General features: G+C 68.7%; 20 protein-coding genes, 1 tRNA gene and 1 pseudogene. 13 read left to right on the forward strand and 9 right to left on the reverse strand.

The window, feature by feature from the left end; translation table 11 throughout:
* Window positions 1-100: 100 nt before the first annotated feature.
* The 3 genes from P3102_RS29510 to P3102_RS29520 all read left to right on the forward strand — a co-directional run bounded on the left by P3102_RS29510 (window position 101) and on the right by P3102_RS29520 (window position 4,848).
* Window positions 101-2,263 (forward strand): phospholipase A2, encoded by a 2,163-nt coding sequence (locus P3102_RS29510; protein ID WP_276363550.1) that lies wholly within the window; start codon window positions 101-103, stop codon window positions 2,261-2,263.
* A gap of 386 nt (window positions 2,264-2,649) precedes the next feature.
* Complete coding sequence (locus tag P3102_RS29515; RefSeq protein WP_276371407.1) at window positions 2,650-4,056, forward strand: LCP family protein; 1,407 nt, start codon at window positions 2,650-2,652, stop codon at window positions 4,054-4,056.
* Between the two features lie 321 nt (window positions 4,057-4,377).
* Window positions 4,378-4,848 (forward strand): helix-turn-helix domain-containing protein, encoded by a 471-nt coding sequence (locus tag P3102_RS29520; RefSeq protein ID WP_276363551.1) that lies wholly within the window; start codon window positions 4,378-4,380, stop codon window positions 4,846-4,848.
* Between the two features lie 71 nt (window positions 4,849-4,919).
* Here P3102_RS29520 and P3102_RS29525 read toward each other — a convergent pair.
* A pseudogene (locus tag P3102_RS29525) lies at window positions 4,920-5,357 on the reverse strand (4-hydroxyacetophenone monooxygenase); the annotation flags it as partial.
* 119 nt (window positions 5,358-5,476) lie between these two features.
* Between P3102_RS29525 and P3102_RS29530 the strand changes: the two are divergent.
* Together P3102_RS29530 and P3102_RS29535 are read left to right on the forward strand one after the other, a co-directional pair.
* Entirely contained in the window at window positions 5,477-6,034 is a 558-nt protein-coding gene (locus P3102_RS29530) for a TetR/AcrR family transcriptional regulator (protein ID WP_276371409.1), read from the forward strand.
* 233 nt (window positions 6,035-6,267) lie between these two features.
* Window positions 6,268-6,678 (forward strand): hypothetical protein, encoded by a 411-nt coding sequence (locus P3102_RS29535; RefSeq protein ID WP_276363553.1) that lies wholly within the window; start codon window positions 6,268-6,270, stop codon window positions 6,676-6,678.
* Between the two features lie 5 nt (window positions 6,679-6,683).
* Here the strand turns inward: P3102_RS29535 and P3102_RS29540 are convergent, their stop codons facing one another.
* Window positions 6,684-6,905 carry a DUF3618 domain-containing protein gene (locus P3102_RS29540; protein WP_276363554.1) on the reverse strand — a complete coding sequence of 74 codons (222 nt, stop codon included), beginning with the start codon at window positions 6,903-6,905 and terminating at the stop codon, window positions 6,684-6,686.
* Between the two features lie 125 nt (window positions 6,906-7,030).
* Between P3102_RS29540 and P3102_RS29545 the strand changes: the two genes are divergently transcribed.
* From P3102_RS29545 to P3102_RS29560, 4 genes are all read left to right on the forward strand, one after another.
* Window positions 7,031-7,104 (forward strand) — tRNA-Leu (locus P3102_RS29545).
* A 242-nt stretch (window positions 7,105-7,346) separates the two neighbouring features.
* Window positions 7,347-7,478 (forward strand): hypothetical protein, encoded by a 132-nt coding sequence (locus tag P3102_RS29550; RefSeq protein ID WP_276363555.1) that lies wholly within the window; start codon window positions 7,347-7,349, stop codon window positions 7,476-7,478.
* Window positions 7,479-7,790 carry a hypothetical protein gene (locus P3102_RS29555; RefSeq protein WP_276363556.1) on the forward strand — a complete coding sequence of 104 codons (312 nt, stop codon included), beginning with the start codon at window positions 7,479-7,481 and terminating at the stop codon, window positions 7,788-7,790.
* A gap of 95 nt (window positions 7,791-7,885) precedes the next feature.
* The gene (locus P3102_RS29560) at window positions 7,886-8,059 is read left to right on the forward strand and encodes a hypothetical protein (protein ID WP_276363558.1); all 174 of its coding nucleotides are present in this window, start codon (window positions 7,886-7,888) and stop codon (window positions 8,057-8,059) included.
* A 117-nt stretch (window positions 8,060-8,176) separates the two neighbouring features.
* Here P3102_RS29560 and P3102_RS29565 read toward each other — a convergent pair whose 3' ends face one another.
* Genes P3102_RS29565 through P3102_RS29585 form a run of 5 tightly spaced genes read right to left on the reverse strand, consistent with a single transcriptional unit; the run spans window position 8,177 to window position 11,609 of the window.
* Window positions 8,177-8,776, reverse strand: coding sequence for a dihydrofolate reductase family protein (locus P3102_RS29565; RefSeq protein ID WP_276363559.1), 600 nt, complete (start codon window positions 8,774-8,776; stop codon window positions 8,177-8,179).
* Entirely contained in the window at window positions 8,773-9,582 is an 810-nt protein-coding gene (locus tag P3102_RS29570) for a metalloregulator ArsR/SmtB family transcription factor (RefSeq protein ID WP_276363561.1), read from the reverse strand. The genes P3102_RS29565 and P3102_RS29570 overlap by 4 nt, the downstream gene beginning before the upstream one ends.
* A 33-nt stretch (window positions 9,583-9,615) precedes the next feature.
* Window positions 9,616-10,620, reverse strand: coding sequence for a methyltransferase (locus P3102_RS29575; RefSeq protein WP_276363562.1), 1,005 nt, complete (start codon window positions 10,618-10,620; stop codon window positions 9,616-9,618).
* A gap of 33 nt (window positions 10,621-10,653) precedes the next feature.
* Window positions 10,654-10,809: a hypothetical protein gene (locus tag P3102_RS29580; RefSeq protein ID WP_276363564.1), complete on the reverse strand. Its 156-nt coding sequence runs from the start codon at window positions 10,807-10,809 to the stop codon at window positions 10,654-10,656.
* Window positions 10,810-10,835: 26 nt separating this feature from the next.
* Entirely contained in the window at window positions 10,836-11,609 is a 774-nt protein-coding gene (locus P3102_RS29585; protein WP_276363565.1) for an aminotransferase class IV family protein, read from the reverse strand.
* Window positions 11,610-11,663: 54 nt separating this feature from the next.
* Between P3102_RS29585 and P3102_RS29590 the strand changes: the two genes are divergently transcribed.
* Window positions 11,664-12,170: a DinB family protein gene (locus tag P3102_RS29590; protein ID WP_276363567.1), complete on the forward strand. Its 507-nt coding sequence runs from the start codon at window positions 11,664-11,666 to the stop codon at window positions 12,168-12,170.
* Here P3102_RS29590 and dnaE read toward each other — a convergent pair.
* Window positions 12,145-15,663, reverse strand: a complete 3,519-nt coding sequence (dnaE, locus tag P3102_RS29595; RefSeq protein WP_276363568.1) for a DNA polymerase III subunit alpha — start codon at window positions 15,661-15,663, stop codon at window positions 12,145-12,147. The genes P3102_RS29590 and dnaE overlap by 26 nt on opposite strands.
* 118 nt (window positions 15,664-15,781) lie before the next feature.
* Between dnaE and P3102_RS29600 the strand changes: the two genes are divergently transcribed.
* Window positions 15,782-16,717 carry a LysR family transcriptional regulator gene (locus P3102_RS29600; protein ID WP_276363570.1) on the forward strand — a complete coding sequence of 312 codons (936 nt, stop codon included), beginning with the start codon at window positions 15,782-15,784 and terminating at the stop codon, window positions 16,715-16,717.
* A gap of 44 nt (window positions 16,718-16,761) precedes the next feature.
* On the opposite strand, the gene P3102_RS29605 is transcribed toward P3102_RS29600, so the two are convergent.
* Window positions 16,762-17,721 (reverse strand): glycoside hydrolase family 25 protein, encoded by a 960-nt coding sequence (locus tag P3102_RS29605; protein ID WP_276363571.1) that lies wholly within the window; start codon window positions 17,719-17,721, stop codon window positions 16,762-16,764.
* Between the two features lie 131 nt (window positions 17,722-17,852).
* On the opposite strand from P3102_RS29605, the gene P3102_RS29610 reads away from it, so the two are divergent.
* Entirely contained in the window at window positions 17,853-18,035 is a 183-nt protein-coding gene (locus tag P3102_RS29610) for a hypothetical protein (protein WP_276363573.1), read from the forward strand.
* 199 nt (window positions 18,036-18,234) lie between these two features.
* On the forward strand, window positions 18,235-18,780 hold the full coding sequence (locus tag P3102_RS29615; RefSeq protein ID WP_276363574.1) for a hypothetical protein: 546 nt from the start codon (window positions 18,235-18,237) through the stop codon (window positions 18,778-18,780).
* Window positions 18,781-18,801 lie beyond the last annotated feature (21 nt).

Raw genomic sequence — 18,801 nt, forward strand, 5'->3', positions numbered from 1 at the left:
TGAACGCCTTCGGCCGCCTCACACCATCAGGTGGCCCCCACGGAAACCCCGGGGGTTATCCGGATATCGGCCTCGACCGGCGGATGGCACCCTGGACGCCATGCCAGCGACAGCCCAAGCCGCCGCGCGTCCTGCCCGGATCCGGCGCCCCTGGTCGACTTCGGGCTGGTTGCTGCTGGTCACGCTCCTGGTTTTCGGGTTCGGCCTGATCGCGTCACGGCCCGCCTCGCCACCGGACCAGGGCCCACCGACGGGTGATCTCCTCGCCGCGCGGAACGCGGTCGACGCGCTGGTACGGCCGGGTCCGGTCGAGAACGTCATCGCCGAACTGCCCGCCGACTTCACCGCGGTCAGCGGAGTCACCCCGGGCGTGCTGAAGGCACGGGACGGCACCGCGCGTGCCGTCCACATCGACGGGGGTTGCTCGGCGCCCTGGGGCGACGACAACACCAAATGGGACTACGCGGTCCCCTGCAAGGCCCACGACCTGGGCTACGACATCCTCCGCTACGCCGAGCGCAAAGGTCACCCGCTCGGCCAGGAGGCCAGGGCCGCGCTCGACGACCGGCTTTCGGCCGACATGCACCACGCCTGCGTCCTCAACCCGATGGACTCGCGCGGCACCTGCGACGTCGTCGCCTCCCTCTACACCGCCGGTCTGGTGCTCAACTCCTGGCATCAGCGCTGGGGACCACCGGTCGGGGACCCGCTCGGCCCGATGATCGTCGGCGTGCTGGTGATCGGCGCGCTGCTGGTGTTCCGCCTCCGCGGCTGGGTGCGCACCCGCCGGACCGTCGTCACCCTTCCCCGCGAGCCGCGGCCGGTGGCCCCGGTCGGCCGGTGGGCGTTGCTCGGCGTCGCCGGTGTCGTGCTGATGCTGCTCGGGGAGTCCGCCGTCGCGCTGGCGCACTGGGCGGGGGCGCCCGAGCGGTCGTTGTGGCCGTTCACCTGGCTCGCCCAGCTCTGTCCGCTCGTCTTCTTCGCGGTGGGCCGGATCAACGAGGCGGGCTGGCGGTCGATCCGCGCGACCGGCGGCCGCTACCCGCAGTACCTCGCCGACCGGGCGAGCCCGCTGTTGCGCCCGGCGCTGCTCTTCGCCGTCGTCGCGCTGGTCGTCCCGCTCGCGCTGGAGGTGCTGGGTATCCCGGCGGGGACGAACGCCACCGTCATGCGGATCGCGCTGCATCCGCTTTGGCTGCTCGGCGTCTTCCTGTTGACCGTCGTGCTCGCGCCGGCGCTGTTGACGCTGTATCGCCGGACGCGGACCGTCTCCGTCGCCGGGCTGCTGGCCTTGACCTTGGCGAGCGAGGCCGCCGCGCACTGGTCCGGCTCGGCCCTCCCGCGCTACGCGGAGACGTTGTTCCTCGCCCTGTTCGTCCAGCAGCTGGCGTTCGCCCACGCCGGCGGAGCCCGCCTGCGGCGTGGCGTCCTCCTGGCGACGGCGTTCACCGGCGCCGCCGGGCTCGGCCTCGCGGTCGCCGTCCGCGGCGAGGGGCCGATGCTGCTCGGCGGCCCCGGCGCCCCGGCCGCGTTGTCCGGCCCGCCGTGGGGGGTGCTCCTGCTCGGCCTGGTCCAGCTCGCGCTCCTCGGCCTGCTCGCGCGGCCGCTGGCCCGGCTCGGCGAACGTCCCGCGGTCGCCGCCACCGCCCGCCTCGTCCTCCGCGCCCCGATGAGCCTGTACCTCGGTTTCCTGGCCGCGATGCTGCTGCTCGTCGCGGTCGTCTACCTGCCGGAACCGTTCGTCGACGGGCTCAGCTGGCTGGCGCGCCCGCGGGTCCTGCTCGCGACGGCCCTGCTGGCCGTGCCCGCCGTACTCGTCTTCTGGTGGTTCGAACGTCATTCCGGGCCGCCACAGCGGGCGGTCGACGAGCCGGGGCTGCGCGCCGCGGTGTTCTGCCGAGCGGCGGCGACGGTCGGGATGGCCTACGCGATGCTCGGCGTGTTCGGCTTCGCGCTCACCCGATTCGGTGACGCGTCCGCCGACGCCGATCTCCTCGGGCTCCGGTTCGGCCCGGTCCAGAGCCTGGTCAACCTGTTGCTCGGGGTGTACCTGCTGCACACCGTGCGGAACGGCACCAGCCGGATGACGGGCCCCTGGCTGGTCTGTGCGGTCGCGTGCGCGCCGCCCCTGATGAATGCCCTCGACGGCGAGCGGGTGAGCGCCGCCTCGGTCGCGCTGCCGGTCGCGACGATCGTCGTCGCGACGCTCGCCGCGGCCGCCACACTGGTCCCGGCCCGCGCCGCCCGGCGTGTCCTGCCGTGAGTCACACAGCGCTGACCAGGGGTTCTTCGTACCATAGTGAGGAAACCGATGGTGCGTGCCACATCTCCGGGGGGATGTGTAATCCTGCGACAACCCTCAACAGGCACCATGCGTCCCTTGAGAAGACCGTCGACGGGTAGCGAACAGAAGGAGCAGACCGCGTGGAGTATCCGCCTCGGAATGGGCATGGGGACCGACGTCCCGCCCGGCCTGGGCAGGACGCGCCCGGCCGCGTTCCTTCCCGCCCGGCCCCGCCCCGTGGAGACCGGCAGGTACCCGCCCGCCAGGCCGCCGGCGTGCCGGTCCGCCATCCGGACCCGCGCCGTGCTCCCCGACGGTCGTTCCGCGGCCCCAAGATCGCGCTGGGCCTGGTCTCACTGCTGGTGATGGGCCTGACCGGGTACGCGTGGGCCGCGATGGACGGTTTGACGTTCGCGAACGTCGGCATCGGCGCCGACGAGGGCGACAAACCCGCCGACGGCGCCCGCGACATCCTGCTCGTCGGTCTCGACAGCCGCACGGACGCGCAGGGCAACCCGCTGTCCAAAGAGGTGCTGGCCCAGTTGCGCGCCGGACAGGCAGACGGCGAGCTGAACACCGACTCGCTGATCTTCGTGCACATCCCCAACGACGGTTCCAAGGCCGTCGCGATCTCCCTGCCGCGCGACTCCTACGTCGACATTCCCGGCGGCCACGGAAAGCACAAGATCAACTCGGCGTATGCCCGCGCGATGCTCGACGAGCGCAGGAAGCAACAGGAGGACGGCGTCTCCGACCAGAAGGTGATCGACCAGAAGGCCAACGAGGCCGGGGCGAAGACCCTGATCAAGACCGTCGAGCAGCTGACCGGCTCCACCATCGACAACTACGCCGCCATCAACCTGCTGGGCTTCAGCGAGATCACCCAGGCCATCGGCGGGGTCGACGTCTGCCTCAACGCCAACGTCAGCGACCAGTTCTCCGGCGCGAAGTTCACCAAGGGCCTGCACACCATCTCCGGGGTGGAGGCGCTCGGCTTCGTCCGGCAGCGCCACGGCCTGCCGCGCGGCGACCTCGACCGGGTCGTCCGGCAGCAGGTGTTCATGGCCGGGATGGCGCGGAAGGTGCTCTCGGCGGGCACCCTCGCGAATCCCGGCAAGCTCAACGACCTGATCACGGCCATCAAGAAGTCGGTCGTGCTCAACCAGAACTGGGACGTCTTCGGTTTCGCGCAGCAGATGAAGAGCCTGACCGGCGGTCAGCTCGAGTTCCGGACGATCCCGATCGTCAACATCGAGTACAAGACCCCGAACGACGGCGTCGCCATCCAGGTCGACCCGAGGCAGGTCAAGGACTTCGTCCAGGGGCTCGCGGGCCCGCAGCCCGGCGAGCAGCAGCAGGCACCGCCCACCGAGTCGCCCAACAAGGCGACCACGGTCGACGTCCGCAACTCCACGAACCGGGACGGCCTGGCCTCGACGGTGCTGAAGCATCTCGTCGACAAGGGCTTCACCGCCGGCGACACGGCCACCGCGAGTGCGCGCAGGAAGACGGTGATCTGGGTCGCCAAGGGACAGAAGGCGGCGGGTCAGGCCGTCGCCGACGAACTCGGCGGCAACCCGACCGTCCAAGAGGACAAGAGTGTCGAAGCCGGGCACGTGATGGTGTTCCTCGGCTCGGACTTCAAGACGCCGAGCGGCACCGGAGACGCCGGCTCCTCGCAGAACGTCGCCGGTTCGTCGGCGGCGGCACCCCCGCCCGAGCAGTCCGCCGAGCAGCCGATCACGGCCGAAGGCGTGCCCTGCGTCAACTGACGCGCACTTCTCCTTCGCGCGACCTCGGATCCCTTCATGTGAGCAGGTCGACTCGTCGCGAAGCTCCTTTCGCGACACCGCTGCACCCAGGTGACGAAGAGCCTTGCGGGTCACGAGAGTCACCGAAACTGTCTCTGCGAGCCGGTTTTCTTCACCCGTTCGGCTCAGCGGACCACAGCAGACCACAACCGAGAGGAAAACCACCCCCGAAATCGCGTAAGAGCGGGCGTCCTGCCGACTTTCATCCACGTGAGCGCGCTCGTCCCCGGTTTTGTCACACGGGCGAGCGGAGGAAAAGGTTGGCAAGGCAGGGGATGGGGAGTGCTGATCGACGCTGAGAGCTATCAGCGGATACTCGGAGACGAGCTCCGCAAGCTCCGCCGTGAACGTGGCTGGACACGCAAGGAACTGAACCAGCATCTGCAGAGCGAGATCTCGCTCCAGACGCTGGCCACCTACGAGCTGGGCACCCGGCACTGTTCCGTGGTGCGGCTGGTCGAACTGTGCGTCGCGATGGACGAGCTGCCGCAGGATCTGCTGGCCAAGGTGCATCGCCGGGTGTTCGTGGACGAACCGGGCCGTGTCCGGGTCGACCTGCGCCTGGTGGTCAAGGACGACCAGGAGGAACTGTTCCCCCTGCGACGGTGGGCGCACGACCGGCTCAAACGGTCGGGCGACGCCGGCAGCGCCGAGGTCCACCTCGACTTCACGGCGCTGGAGCGGATGGCCGAGCTCTGCGGCATCCCCACCGTCGATCTCATCGGAAGGCTTCGCCGGCTCAACCCCTCATGAGCGCGGCGTTCCCCGGTCCGTGAAGGCCATGTCCCCCATCTTGGCTTTCACGGACCCTCCCTCTTTCCTCCTCAGCCGAGGAGTTCGTAGTCCTCGCGCCGCACCTTGCGGGTGTCGAGCCAGTACCGCCAGGTGAAGCCCGGCCAGATCGTGCGGTTGACGCCCTTCGCGTCCAGGTACCAGCTTTGGCAGCCGCCCTGGGTCCAGATGCCCTTGGCGAGTTTGCGCTGGATCTCGGCGTCGAACCGCTCCTGCGCCTCCGGCCGCGGGTCGAGCGCCTTGCCACGCGCGAGCCGCAGTGCTTGCGCGACGTAGGAGATCTGCGCTTCGATCATGAACACCACGGAGTTGTGTCCCAGTCCGGTGTTCGGGCCGAGCAGGAAGAACAGGTTCGGGAAGCCGGACACGGTGATGCCCTGATACGTCCGCATTCCCTCGGTCGCCCATTCCTTGCCGAGGTTGCGCCCGTCCCGGCCGATGATCTCCAGGCCGTCGAAGGCGTCGGTGACGACGTCGACGTTGTCCCGCGCCCTGTTACCGGGAGTACACCTTACTTGAAGTAGGTTACCTTCGGTAGAGTGCCGTGGTGACGACGGCGAAGCGCAAACGCATGCCACGAGCAGAGCGGATGCGGCAGATGATCGAGATCGCGGAGGAAGTCTTCGCCGAACGCGGCTACGGCGCGGCGTCGATGGACGACATCGCGGACCGCGTCGGGGTCTCCAAACCGATGCTCTACGAGTATTTCAACTCGAAAGAAGGACTGCTGCTGGCCTGCATCCAGCAGTCGCGGACGGCGTTGCGCGAGGTCACCGAACGGGCGACCGTCGGCGCGACCTCCGCCGAGGACGCACTGCGGCGCGGGTTGCTCGCCTTCTTCGTCTTCATCCGGGAGCGACGGCAGGCCTGGTCACTGCTGCGCCACGAGATGGCCCTGATCGGGACCGGTGCCGCCGACGAGATCGAGCAGACCCGGCGCCAGCAGACCGACCTGATCGCCGCGCTGATGAGCGATTACTTCGACGCGGGCGACGACCTTCGCGCCGAGGCATCCGCGGAGTTCGTCGTCGGCGCGTGCGAACGGCTCGCGATCTGGTGCGAGCGGCACGAGGACGTCAGCCCCGAAACGGCGACCGGCTACGCGATGGACGTCCTCTGGTCGGGTTTGGCCGCGAGAGCACACTGAAGCGACCGTGAAGACGTACGCGCCTTAGGCCATTCGGTGGTCACGCAGAGCACATTGCCACCAGTGTCTTGTGACACAGAGTTGTCCTACTGTATCGATGACCCTGTAGAAAGTCTGATGGACAGTCACGACCTCCGTCAGGAGGGGGCGCCACCACCCGAAAGTGGCGTCATGACGACGGCGTGGCGAAGTTTACCGAGTGATGCATGCTCGCGAGGAGAGGGGTGAGGCGGATGACCGAACCGATCACCGCGTCGTACGTCCAGGAGGACGACGACTGGAAGGTCACGGTCAGCGGCTCCGGCAAGGAACTGACCGGGCGCGCGCCGGGCATCATCGCGGCACGGGACCGGGCCGACCAGCTGGTGGAGAAGCTGTCCCCGCCGGAACGGTCGACCGTGGTGCACCTGCTCAACGGCAGTGCACTGGAGTTCACCGCCGCCTACATGACGGCGAGGCTCACGCTTCCGGAAATCGAGCCGCTCGAGGTACCTCCGCCGTCGAACGGCAAGGCCAAGGAGAAGACCGGTGGCAAGCCTCCGGTGCCCCAGGGCAAGGAGCTCCCGAAGGCCGTCGACGAGGCGAAGGTCCCGGAGAAGGCTGAGCCGGCCAAGACACCCGCCAAGGCGGCCCAGACCTCCTGAGACCCCTACTTCAGGAGTTTGCGGATCAGCAGCACGCCGATCAGCACAGCCCCGCCGATGAGCGGGTACTTCACCCTGGGCTCGTCCAGCTTCGCGCGGAGGCCGGTCTTCGCGGAATCCACCAGCTTCGCGGGGTTCGCCTTCGTACCCAGCTGGTCGAGCGTGGCGACCAGCGCGTTCCTGGCCTGCTCGATCTCACGCTCGATGGTCTCGGGATCGCGAGCCACGTGTCCTCCTCGCCGCGACGGACTTGCTGAACGCCCACGTTAGAGGACGCCACCCCCCATGCTGGCACCGGCCACGCCGAGAAACGCCGATCGTGTCGCACGCTACGATTTCGGGGCAGCGCTGGGGGCCCGTAGCCCAATTGGCAGAGGCACACGGTTTAGGTCCGTGCCAGTGAGAGTTCGAGTCTCTCCGGGCCCACAGGAGGCACCTGACCTGCGGACGATCTGTCGCATAACGATCATCCGCAGGCGCGTGCCACAGAAATGCCACATCGCACGGCATGAAGAAGCCCCCGGCGGTTACCGGCTCCACCGGGGGCTTTCCCTTCGGCGGGATCCCATCGGTTCGCCATCACCAAAGAGTTACGCGAGGGAGTTCCCATGCCGAACACTGCCACGAGCATTGAGCAAGGACCCTGCGTGCGAGTATCGTCACCGCTCGTGCGACTCGCCCAATTCGTCTTCCGCTGGTTCGGTGGTCTCGGCTACGACCACGAGTGCACCTGCATCGTGAAGGACGGCCAGAACACCGTGTGCCGTACCTGCGGCTCGGCCTGCCACCACGGCCAGTAGATGCGCTACGACGAAGCCCCGCCGTGGTCCAGGCGCAGCCAAGAGACCTGGTGGTCACTGTACGGGCGTGCCGTCCGATACTTTTCCGTGATCGGCCTGTTCGTTCTACTTCCCCTCGTAATCTTGTTCTTCGTTGACCGCACGGAAGCGATCGAACGTTTGCGAATCATCCTCGTCGGCGGGGGTATCGTGTTGGCCACCCTGGTGCCTGCCGTCTGGTACTACAACGCCCAGGACGGCGCCGACACCCTCGAAGTCGTGATCGTTAAGAACACCGACGAACATGGGCAGGGCGGTTCTCGGCGCAGTTGACGTCGGCCAGTTCGGCCACAGTCCGGTCACGTGAGCAACGGATGTCGTGATCCACACGGCCTCACAGCCGAACCACGTCGCGTGAGGAGAACACGATGGACGCTCGCAAGTTCGCCGGCATTGTTGCCGCACTGGTCGTCGTCGGCGCGATCCTGCTCTTCACCGGTGTCAGCGCGGCTACTGCCGGCGGCGCCACCGTCTCCTGCGGCAGCGCGCTGAAACTCGACACCAAGGACGCCGCCCCTTGCGAAAGCCTACGAACAGGGTAAATGGGCAACCACGCCTGGAAAGTACCTTTCGTACACGGTCGGGGGATGGGCAAGAGCCCTCGGTGAGTTCGCTCCCGCTTCCAGCGCACCACGCCCGAACCACTCAAGACCCGGCCGTCACCGCGCCCGGTCGTAAACCAGCGCCATCTCCCCGAGTTCCCCGACCTCCTGATACGCCAGCGTCCACTTCGACGCGGGCAGCCCGTCGGCGAACAGGCGTTGCCCGCCGCCGGTGATCTCGGGGCAGATCATCAGATACAGCCGGTCGAGCAGGTCGGCGGCGAGCAGTGCCTTGATGACGCTGGCGCTGCTGTTGACCAGGATGTCGCCGTCTCCGTTCGCCTTCAGGTCGGCGATCACGTCGGCGACGGGGGCGTTCACGACGCGGGCGCGGTCCCAGGGCGCGTCGGTCAGGGTCGTGGAGAAGACCACCTTTTCCGCGTCCGTGAGCCACTTCGCGTAGGCGCGGTCACGGGGGTCGGCGTTCGCGTCGGCGGCGATGGCCGGCCAGAAGCCGAGGAAGCCCTCGGCGTTCAGTCTGCCGAGCACCGCGGTGGTCGCCTTTTCGTGGATGCGGGCGAGGTGGGCGCGGGCGATGTCGGTGGTGGCGTACGAGACGATCGCGCCCAGGTCGCCGGGACCACCCGGGCCGCTGTAGTGGCCGTCGAGGGTGAGGCCGATGTTCGCGGTGACGCGGCGGCCGGTCGGGTTCGTCATGTCGTTCGGTCCTTTTCTCGGATGAGCTGAGCTGCGAAGTTGTCGAGCACCTGGCCCCAGCCGGTTTCGATGCCGGCGATGAAGGGGACGGCCTCGACGGTGGTTTCGGTGACGCGCAGGTCGAGGCGGAGCCGGGTCCCGTCCGGCGTTTCGGTGAGCTTCAGGTCGTAGTGACCGCTGAAGAAGGTGTCCCCCTTGGCGTCCAGCACCGCGAGGTCGAATTCGAGGTGGTCGGCTTCGGTCGCGGCACGCACCTCGCCCGCGGAGCGGTATCGGCCTTCCGCGTCGCGGTAGTCGAGGACGGCTCGGCCACCCGTCCACGGCTCGATGACGCAGTCGGTGACGGTCATCGAAGGCGGCGCCCACCAGGCCGCGAGCAGCGCGGGGTCGGTCCAGTGCCGCCAGACGGCGGTCGGCGGCGCGGCGAGCAGGCGGTCGAACGTGAACGCCCGTCCGTCCGCCCACCGGTCCTGGTCCGCGGACGCGGTGTCCGCGGAGATCGCGGCCTGGTAGCGCTTGAGGACATCGCGCTCACCCTCGTTCGCTTCGATGGTCGCGTTCAGCACCCGCATCCGGCCCTCGAAGTCCTTCAACGGGCCCGCCTCGACCGCGTAGACACGACGCGCCCCGAGCGGGAAGACCGTCACGAGACCGACGCGGGCGAGGGTCTGTAAGTGCTTCGTGGTCTGCGGCTGCCGCAGGCCGGTCAGCTCGGCGAGCTCACCGACGGACCGGGGCCCTTCGGCGAGGAGTTCGACGATGCGCCACCTCGCGCCGTCTCCCAGCGCTGCCGCGATCTGCTCCATGCCGCAAAGTATTCACTGAGAAGAATATTCCTGTCAAGGAATATCTTGCCGGTGGAACTCCAGCAGGCTGCGCTGTTCGGTCAGCGTGATGAGGGAGTCGAAGACCAGCCCGTGTACGCCGGCGAGTTCGCGAAGCTCGTCGAGGCGCCGCTCGCGGCCGCCGTAGAGCACGAGCATCACCAGGTCCCACTCGGTCTGCGCCCCGATCCCGCCGACCGCCTCGATGACGAGGACACGGCCGCCCGGGCGGGCCGCCTCGGCGCAGCGGGCCAGGACGCGATGGGCGTGCTCGTCGTCCCAGTCGTGGAGGATGTCGGACAGCAGATAGGCGTCCGCCCCGGCCGGCAGCGGGTCGAAGAAGCTGCCCGCGGTCACCTCGGCCCGGTCCCCGAGGCCCTGTTCCCGCAGTTCCTTCTCGGCGACGGCCGCGGTGGGCGCGAGATCGACGAGATGGCCGCGCATCGAGGGATTGGCCTTCAGGATCGCGGCCAGCAGGCTGCCGTGACCTCCGCCGACGTCGACGATCGTGTCGAAGCGCGACCACTCGAAACCGGCGACGAGACCCGGCACCTGCGTCCGGAACCGCTGGGTCATCTGCCGGTCGAACGTCTCACGGAGGTGGGGACGCTCGGCGAGATCGGCCCAGAAGTCCTGGCCGTAGCGGCGGATGTAGCCCGCCTGACCGGTGGCGACACTGTGCGCGAGTTCGACGAACGCCAGCTCGCCCCGTCCGCCGGCGGCGTTGATGTCCAGGAGTCCGGCGAGCCCGTTTCCCGCGTCGGCACGCAGGTTCGCCCCGTACTCGGTGGTGCGGTAGCCGGCCGATGTCCGTTCGAGGACGCCGAGGGTGGTCAGGTGCCCCAGCAGCAGATCGAGCGCGAGCGGCGCTTGGCCGAGTTCCGCCGCCAGGTCGTCGGCGGTCGCGCCGTCGCCGGACAGCCGGTCCGGCAGCCCGAGGGTGACCGCGACCCGCAGCGCCATCGGAGTCGCCAGCCCGGCCAACCGGAGGAGATCGTCTCTGTCGTCGTGGTTCGTCACGGGAATTCACTGTGGCAGCGCGGTCAAGCCGTTTTACGGCGTCAGCGTCCGCCCCGTGAGGCCCGCGGTCTCGACCGCCTCGGCGTAGCTCCGCGCGACTTCCGCCGCCGGGGTGCCGCCGTCCGGTTCACCGCGCGCGGTGAGCGCTTCGGAGACAGCGGTCCCGATCGTCTCGGAGGCGCCGATCACGAGGAGCTTTCTCGGCGTCTTCCCTTTCAAGGTCGAAGGAGAGGTTCCGTTTCGTAGGCCCGGTGCAGTGCCGCGACGAACGAGGGCGCTTCCGGCAGCGGCGTCACGCCGATCCGGCGCACCGCGATCCCGGGCGTCCACGAGTTCATGACCACCGCGCCGCCGAGCCCCGGCAGGTCGGCGAGCGTGACCTCCCGCACCTGTTGCGGCACATCGAGTCCCGCCAGCCGCCGCCGCACGATGCCCATCGTCGTTCCCCGCAGCAGGCCGGCTTCGGGCCACACCACCGTATCGCGATCCCAGAAGGCGAGGTTCCAGATCGTCGCCTCGCTCAACCGGCCCCGCCGGTCGACGAACGCCGCGTCGTCGGCACCTTCACCCTCCGCCTGACGCCGGAAGTACGTCTTGGCCATCTCGCCGGTGTGCTTGATGGCGGGAAGGAGGCGCTCGTGGTCGACGGCCGTCAGCGCGAGCGGACCCGCCGGGCCGGAAGCCGGGGGCCGGGTGCGCACCAGGACTTCGAGTTCCCCCGGCAGGTGGATCGTCACGGTCAGGGACACGTCCTCCGGCCCGGCCTCGATCGCCGTGCGCAGGTACGAGCGGATCCGGTCGTCGGGCAGGGCGTCGCCGAACAGTTCCAGCGAGGCCGTCCGGAGCCGGTCCAGGTGCAGATCGAGCCCGCGGACCAGGCCGTCACGCACCTGCATGGCCGTGAAGTGGGCGAAACCGGCGAAAGCGAGTGGCGCCAGGTCTTCGGCGGTCGCGGTCTCGCCGTTCCGCTGCGCGACATAGGAACTCATGTCCGCACCGTAATCCGGTTGCGGCCGCGGTGCCCCGGCGGCAGGATCCCGCGGATGTCCACCTCGCGTTCCGGACTGTCGCGCTGGCAGTTCGACCTGACCTGGTCGTTGTTCGAGTACCACCTCGCCACCTTCGAACCGGCGGAGTTCCGTTGGGAGCCCACCGCTGTCTGCTGGACGGTGCGCCCGGACGGCACTCCCGACTGGGCCGACGCCGAACCCGACCCGATCCCGGTCCCCACGATCGCCTGGCTCACCTGGCACATCGGCTGGTGGTGGAGCGTCGCGCTGGACCACGCCAACGGCCGAACTCCGCGCGAGCGCACCGAAATCATCTGGCCCGGTGAAGAATCCGCCATCGGCTGGCTGCGCGGACTTCGCGACGAATGGCTGGCCGTCCTGGCTCGTTCGACCGACGCCGACCTCGACGCGCCCTCCGCCTACCCGTTCGGCGAGGATGCCGGGCTGACCTTCGCCCACACCGTCGCCTGGGTGAACTCCGAACTGATGAAGAACGTGTCCGAGATCGGGCAGCTCAGGTTGCTGCGGCTCGCGGCGTGATACCGGGAATGGACTTCAGCTCACCCAGGAGCATCGAACTGACCGCTACCGGATAGTCGTCGAGCGCGTACACCGTTCCGGCGAGCTCCACCCGGACCGGGACCTTCCCCCGGTGTGCCAGCAGAGCCCGCTTCAATTCCAGAACGGCGTCCTCGGTGAGTCTCTCGGCGGTCGCGTGCAGGATCAGGGGCGGCTCCCCGTCTTCCACCGCGGAAAGGTCGAGCGGCACGAGGCCGCCGCCGAAGACGGACATCTTGTCCTCCCGCCAGTTCACCCGGCCGCTGACGCGGACGGCGTTGTCCTCGGCCAGATCCGCCGCGAACAGGGCGTACGCCTTGGGAAAGAAGAGCACTTCGAGCGCCGCGTCCAGATCCTCGATCGTGCAGATGGCCCACGGTTCGCCCTTCTTGTTCACCCGCCGCTCCAGCGACGTGATGAGCCCGGCGACGATCACTTCACCTTCCCGTGGCGGATTGTCGAGGATCGCCGCGATCGGGCGGGGCGCGTGCGCGCGCAGGACGCGTTCCGCCCCGTCGAGCGGATGCGCCGACACGTACAGTCCGAGCATCTCCCGTTCGTGGGCGAGCAATTCCTTGCGCGGCCATTCCTCGGCACCGAATTCGAGATGCGCGAGCGGCGAGGTGCCGTCTTGGCTCGCCTCGCCAGGGCCGAAGAGGTCGAACTGGCCCATTTCCTGCTTGCGTTTCAACGGCACCACGGCGTCCACCGCGCCCTCGTGCACCCGCAGGATCGAGAGCCGCGGATGCCCGAGCGAGTCGAACGCGCCCGCCTTGGCCAGGGACTCGACGACCCGTTTGTTGCAGGCCACCAGCGCCGACTTGTCGAGGAAGTCGCCGAACGACGCGTACTTCCCCTTTTCCCGCCGGGTCGCGATGATCGACTCGACGACGTTCGCGCCGACGTTGCGCACCGCGCCCAGCCCGAACCGGATCGCGTCCCCCACCGCCGAGAACCGGAGCCCCGATTCGTTGACGTCCGGCGGCAGCACCTCGATCCCCAGCCGACGGCATTCCGCAAGGTAGACCGCCGACTTGTCCTTGTTGTCCCCCACCGAAGTCAGCAGGCCCGCCATGTACTCGGCCGGGTAATTCGCCTTGAGGTACGCGGTCCAATAGCCGACCAGGCCGTACCCCGCGGCGTGGGACTTGTTGAACGCGTACCCGGCGAACGGCAGGATCGCGTCCCACAACGCCCGCACGGCCTCGCGGGAGAAGCCGTTGGCGACCATGCCGTCCCGGAATCCCTCGAACTCCTTCTCCAGTACCTCTTTCTTCTTCTTGCCCATCGCCTTGCGCAACACGTCGGCGCGGCCCATGGAATAACCGGCGACGTCGCGCGCGATCCGCATGATCTGTTCCTGGTACACGATCAGGCCGTGCGTCTCGGCCAGGATCTCGCGCAACGGCTCGGCCAGCTCGGGATGGATCGACTCGATCGGCTGCCTGCCGTTCTTGCGGTCCGCGTAGTTGTTGTGCGTGTTCATCGCGATGGGACCGGGCCGGTACAACGCGTTCACCGCGATGATGTCGCCGAAGCCGGTCGGCCTCAAGCGGCGCAGCAGATCCCGCATCGCGCCGCCGTCGAGCTGGAAGACACCGAGACTGTCGCCGCGGGCGAGCAGTTCGTAGGTCGCCGTGTCCTCGACACCGAGCCTGTCGAGGTCGATCTCCTCGCCGCGGTTGGCCTTGACGTTGTCGAGCGCGTCACCGATGACGGTGAGATTGCGCAGGCCGAGGAAGTCCATCTTCAGCAGGCCGATGGCCTCGCACGACGGGTAGTCCCAGCCGGTGATGACCGCGCCGTCGTCCCGCCGCCACAACGGGATCGCGTCGAGCAGCGGTTCACTCGACATGATGACGGCGCACGCGTGCACCCCCGCGTTGCGGATCAGTCCTTCGAGCCCCCGCGCCGTCGCGAAGATCTCGGCCGCCTCACCGTCGCCTTCCAGCAACGCGCGGACCTCCGCGGCTTCGGCGTAACGCTCGTGACCGGGCTCCACGATTCCGGCGAGCGGGATGTCCTTCGCCGCGACCGGCGGCGGAAGCGCCTTGGAGATCCGCTCCGCGATCGCGTACCCGCTCTGTCCATGATGGACACGGGCGGCGTCCTTGATGGCCGCCTTCGTCTTGATGGTGCCGAAGGTGATCACCTGGGCGACGTGCTCGGCCCCGTATTTGCCGGTGGCGTACCGGATCATCTCGCCGCGGCGCCGGTCGTCGAAGTCCATGTCGATGTCCGGCATGGAAACCCGCTCGGGGTTGAGGAACCGTTCGAAGAGCAGGCCGAGATCGATCGGGTCCAGGTTGGTGATGCCGAGCGCGTACGCCACGAGCGAGCCCGCCGCCGAACCGCGGCCGGGCCCGACCCGGATCCCGACGCGGCGGGCGTGGTTCATCAGGTCGGCGGTGATCAGGAAGTACGCCGGGAACCCCTTTTCGGCGATCACGCCGATCTCGAAGTCGGCACGGGCGAGGTAGGCGTCGGGGACGCCGTCCGGGAGGCGGCGGCGGAGCCCGGCCGCGACCTCTTCGCGCAGCCAGGACGCCTCGTCGTGTCCTTCGGGGACTTCGAAGACCGGCATGCGGTCGACGTGCCGGTAGACCTCGTCGTACGGCTGGATCCGTTCGGCGACGAGCAGCGTGGAATCGGCCGCGCCGGGGACTTCCGCGTCCCAATACCGGCGCATCTCCTCCGCGGACTTGAGGTAGTAGCCGTCGCCGTCGAACTTGAACCGGCCGGGATCGTCGAGGGTCTTGCCGGACTGGACGCACAGCAACGCGGAATGCGCCGCCGCCTGATCCTGGGTGACGTAGTGCGAATCGTTGGTGGCCAACGGTTTCAAGTCGAGCCGGCGGCCGATGTCCAGCAGGCCGTCCCGCACGGACCGCTCGATCGGGAGGCCGTGGTCCATCAGTTCCAGGAAGAAGTCCTCCGCGCCGAAGATGTCGCGGTAGTCCGAAGCCGCCTGGATCGCCTCCTCCGGCTGGCCGAGCCGCAGCCGGGTCTGCACCTCGCCGGACGGGCATCCGGTCGTGGCGATCACGCCTTCGTGATGCCGGGCGAGGAGTTCGCGGTCCATCCGGGGTTTGCGGTAGTAGCCCTCCAGGCTGGCCAGTGAGGACAGTTTGAACAGGTTCCGCAGCCCGGTCGCGTTCTCGGCGAGCATGGTCATATGCGTGTAGGCGCCACCGCCGGAGACGTCGCCGCCGTCACCGCGCCGCCCCCAGAACACCGGTTTCCGGTGGAAGCGGGACTCGGGCGCGAGGTAGGCCTCGATACCGATCACCGGTTTGAGCCCGGCACGGACGGACTGCCGGTAGAACTCGTCGGCGCCGTACAGGTTCCCGTGGTCGGTCATGCCCACCGCGGGCATGCCGAGCCGCCGGGCCTCCTCGAACAGCGGCGCGATCTTGGCCGCGCCGTCGAGCATCGAGTATTCGGTATGAACGTGCAGGTGCACGAAGGAGTCCACCGGCCACTCCCCACGGTTGTACGATTCCGGTCCGACGCGGCGATTGGACCAAGGCGCACCGGCGTTGTCCAACAAGCGACACGCGGCGATCGACAACCGGAAGTTGTAGGAGGAGACAGTGGAGCTGGACCTGGGCGCGGTGCGCGCGTTCGTCGCGGTGGCCGAGGACCGATACTTCGGCGAGGCGGCGATCCGGCTGGAGGTGAGCCAGCAGGCGATCTCCAAACGCGTCGCGAAGCTCGAAGCCGATCTGGGCGTGCGTCTGCTGTCGCGGACCCGCGGCGGTGCCGAGCCGACCGAAGACGGCGAGAAGTTCCTCGCTCACGCTCGTGCGCTGATCACCCTGGCGGACCAGGCCGTCGAGCGGCTTCACGGCAGGCGCCGTCCCCTGCGCGTCGACGTCCTCGGCACACGACTGGCGACCATGGAGGTGATCCGGGCCTTCCACGCCGAGCACGACGACGAACTGGAACTCGTCACGCCCGGGCTGGGTGCGGTGCGCCGATCGGTGCTGCCCGAATCGGTCGATGCCGCCTTCGCCCGCGCGGGCTCCGCGCCGGAGCCGGGCATCGCCCGCACACCCGCCTACCTGGAGCCGGCGAACCTCCTGGTCGGACGGCGGCATCCGCTCGCGCGGCGGCGGCGGGTCGCGATGGCGGAACTCGACGGCATGACGGCGTGGATGCCCTACACGGCGCGGGCCAGCGAATGGGCGGAGTTCTGGCGGGAACTGTGCCCCGAGTTCGGTGTCCTGATCGACACCGACGGCCCGAACTTCGGGCTCGAACACCACATCGAGGTCCTCGGCACGTCGAAGGACCGGCTGGGTTTCGTCGGCGCGAAAATGCACGTGCCCTGGCATCCGGACGTCGTCCAGATCCCGCTCGTGGATCCGACGCCGGTGTATCCGTTCTCGTTGCTGTGGCGGCACGAGAACCGGCATCCCACGCTGCCGCTGCTGATCGAGCACGTCCGCTCCGGTTACCGGCCCTTCGATCCGGAGCGGCAATGGCTCCCGGTGTCGGATCGGGAGGCGATGAGCGCTGATCGGTGAGTGTCCGGCAGGCGCGGCGCTCCCGAAGACCACTCCTCGAAGGCTCAGCCGACGATGTCGATCTCGAAATCCTTGTTCGAGCTGTACTCGAAGTCGGCCCACACCGCGCCCGGCAGGTGGTACCGCCGGTGCGAAACCGTCTTGGGGTTGAATCCCGGCTTCTGCAGGGGATTCCCGCCGACACCGGCCTTGTCGCTGCCCCAGGCGTAGATGTTGCCCTGCCATACGGGCGCTTCGGTGACGCCGTCCTTGCCGACACGCGGGCGGACGATGATCGCGGCCGTCTCGCTCCCGGAGAGCAGCAGCCGCACGGACGTGACGGACGGGCTGGCCGGAATGGTCTTGCGTTCCATGAGTTCTGTCGTCGCCTTCCGTTTCGGGGCGGCGCCGCCGCCGGTCAAGTGGGCGTTCGTGTAGGACTCGTTGAGGTCGACACTGCTCGCGCGGATGCCGGGGACCTGGCCGGCGTCCGAGTACTGGTGCACGTCGTAGCGGCCCGCGGCGGCATCGGGTTTGGCGCCGTAGCGCGCGATCCAGATGGCCAGGTCCGGCACGCCGAAGCGATCCGGGCGCAGCATCTTGGCGAGCGAGTTGTTCAGGTAGATGCCCGGCCGGAAGCCGTGTCCCGCCACGCGGCCGCAGAACCTGATCGAGAAGTCGCGCTTGTGCGCGTCGGGGATGTTCGGCGCCTCCGAACCCGGCGGATTGTCTTCCAGGTCGAGCATCGGGACGCATCCGGTCGCCCCGAGCCGCCGGACCTCCGCGACGAACACGTCGGCCTGCGCTTCCGGGGAGGGGCTCGCCTGGGCGAAGTGGTAGCCGCCCACCGGGATTCCCACGGACCTGGCCCCGGCCACCAAGGCGTCGCCGGTGTTGCGGCCGCCGTTCGGCAGTCCACCGCCGTCGGTGAGCTTGACGAAAACGAACGTGACGCCGTGATTCTTGACGGCCTGCCAATCGGTGACGGACTGAAAGCGACTGTAGACATCTATTCCCAGCGCCATCGTTACAGCCTGACGAGGGAAGCGGGTAGGACAAAAGGGCCTAGTGGGCGACAACCGGGTACGTCCGATTCGCCCTTTTGGGCAGCCCCTCCTTGTCCGGCACGGGTCACCCGTACCCGTACTGTGACGACATGGCGTCTCGAACCTCCTTTCGCTGGATGACCCGATGGGTGGACTGGTTCGAAGAGCGCGGCGTCTACGTCCCCGGCGAGGAGAGCCGAGCGGTCGATCCGATGCGCGACTTCGGCTGGTTGATCGTGGCCTGGGTGTTCGGTCTGGCGATCTTCATCCTGTTCTTCGCCTTCGCGGTCTGATCGTCTCCGGTGTGCCATCGAGGTGACAACTGTCACCAGCCGTACCGTTCCGATCACGGATCGGCCACGGCTGTACACCAGGTGCGCGTCAACCCGGCCGTATCGCTCCTCTCGGCTGCCGAAGACCGTCACTCTGGACTCTGCGGCACTAATACCTACCTCGAACGGCCCACCGCACCGCCGACTGGAGTAATCGCACATGGCGCCCCCGCGCACCCCGAAGTTCTTGATCGCCGCCTGCTCCCTGATGCTGGTGGCCGCCTGCGGGGTTCCGGCACCGGAAAAGGGGGCCGCCGTGCTCGGCGCGGACGCCCCGGCGCAGGGCCTGGCCGCCACGCGCGCGGAAGGTGATCTCGCCTTCGGCGCCCCGCACCGGTTCGCGACCGGGGTCACGATCTCCGTGTCCGCACCGAAGTCGTTCCGTCCCAGCGCGTCGGCGTACCCGCAGAGCCCGCGCGCGGTGGCCTTCGGTCTCGAGGTGACGAACGCGGGCGACGGCACGTACCGGCTCTCCGGCCTGTCCGTGGCCGGGGAAATCGACGGGGAGACCGCGGCGGTCAAACAGGTCGTCGACCCGGTGCAGGGCTACAACGGTATCGCCGACGCCGGCAAGGACGTGGCGCCCGGCCGGTCCGTCCGGCTGGATCTGGCGTTCGCCGTTCCGGACAAGCCGGTGCGGTTGCGCCTCCAGGTGCGGCCGAGCCCTTCGGAGCCCGTCGCCGCGAAGTACTGCGGGAAGGTCTGACGCCGCCGATTCGCTACCGTG

Source organism: Amycolatopsis sp. QT-25 (genome assembly GCF_029369745.1).
GTDB lineage: Bacteria > Actinomycetota > Actinomycetes > Mycobacteriales > Pseudonocardiaceae > Amycolatopsis.

What these genes read in the sequence shown, in the direction of transcription:
- P3102_RS29510 (WP_276363550.1), top strand. Translation starts at nt 101, where the DNA reads ATGCCAGCGACAGCCCAAGCCGCCGCGCGTCCTGCCCGGATCCGGCGC.
- P3102_RS29515 (WP_276371407.1), top strand. Translation starts at nt 2,650, where the DNA reads ATGGGCCTGACCGGGTACGCGTGGGCCGCGATGGACGGTTTGACGTTC.
- P3102_RS29530 (WP_276371409.1), top strand. Translation starts at nt 5,477, where the DNA reads ATGCGGCAGATGATCGAGATCGCGGAGGAAGTCTTCGCCGAACGCGGC.
- P3102_RS29535 (WP_276363553.1), top strand. Translation starts at nt 6,268, where the DNA reads ATGACCGAACCGATCACCGCGTCGTACGTCCAGGAGGACGACGACTGG.
- P3102_RS29555 (WP_276363556.1), top strand. Translation starts at nt 7,479, where the DNA reads ATGCGCTACGACGAAGCCCCGCCGTGGTCCAGGCGCAGCCAAGAGACC.
- P3102_RS29560 (WP_276363558.1), top strand. Translation starts at nt 7,886, where the DNA reads ATGGACGCTCGCAAGTTCGCCGGCATTGTTGCCGCACTGGTCGTCGTC.
- P3102_RS29565 (WP_276363559.1), bottom strand. Translation starts at nt 8,776, where the DNA reads ATGACGAACCCGACCGGCCGCCGCGTCACCGCGAACATCGGCCTCACC.
- P3102_RS29570 (WP_276363561.1), bottom strand. Translation starts at nt 9,582, where the DNA reads ATGGAGCAGATCGCGGCAGCGCTGGGAGACGGCGCGAGGTGGCGCATC.
- P3102_RS29585 (WP_276363565.1), bottom strand. Translation starts at nt 11,609, where the DNA reads ATGAGTTCCTATGTCGCGCAGCGGAACGGCGAGACCGCGACCGCCGAA.
- P3102_RS29590 (WP_276363567.1), top strand. Translation starts at nt 11,664, where the DNA reads ATGTCCACCTCGCGTTCCGGACTGTCGCGCTGGCAGTTCGACCTGACC.
- P3102_RS29605 (WP_276363571.1), bottom strand. Translation starts at nt 17,721, where the DNA reads ATGGCGCTGGGAATAGATGTCTACAGTCGCTTTCAGTCCGTCACCGAT.
- P3102_RS29610 (WP_276363573.1), top strand. Translation starts at nt 17,853, where the DNA reads ATGGCGTCTCGAACCTCCTTTCGCTGGATGACCCGATGGGTGGACTGG.
- P3102_RS29615 (WP_276363574.1), top strand. Translation starts at nt 18,235, where the DNA reads ATGGCGCCCCCGCGCACCCCGAAGTTCTTGATCGCCGCCTGCTCCCTG.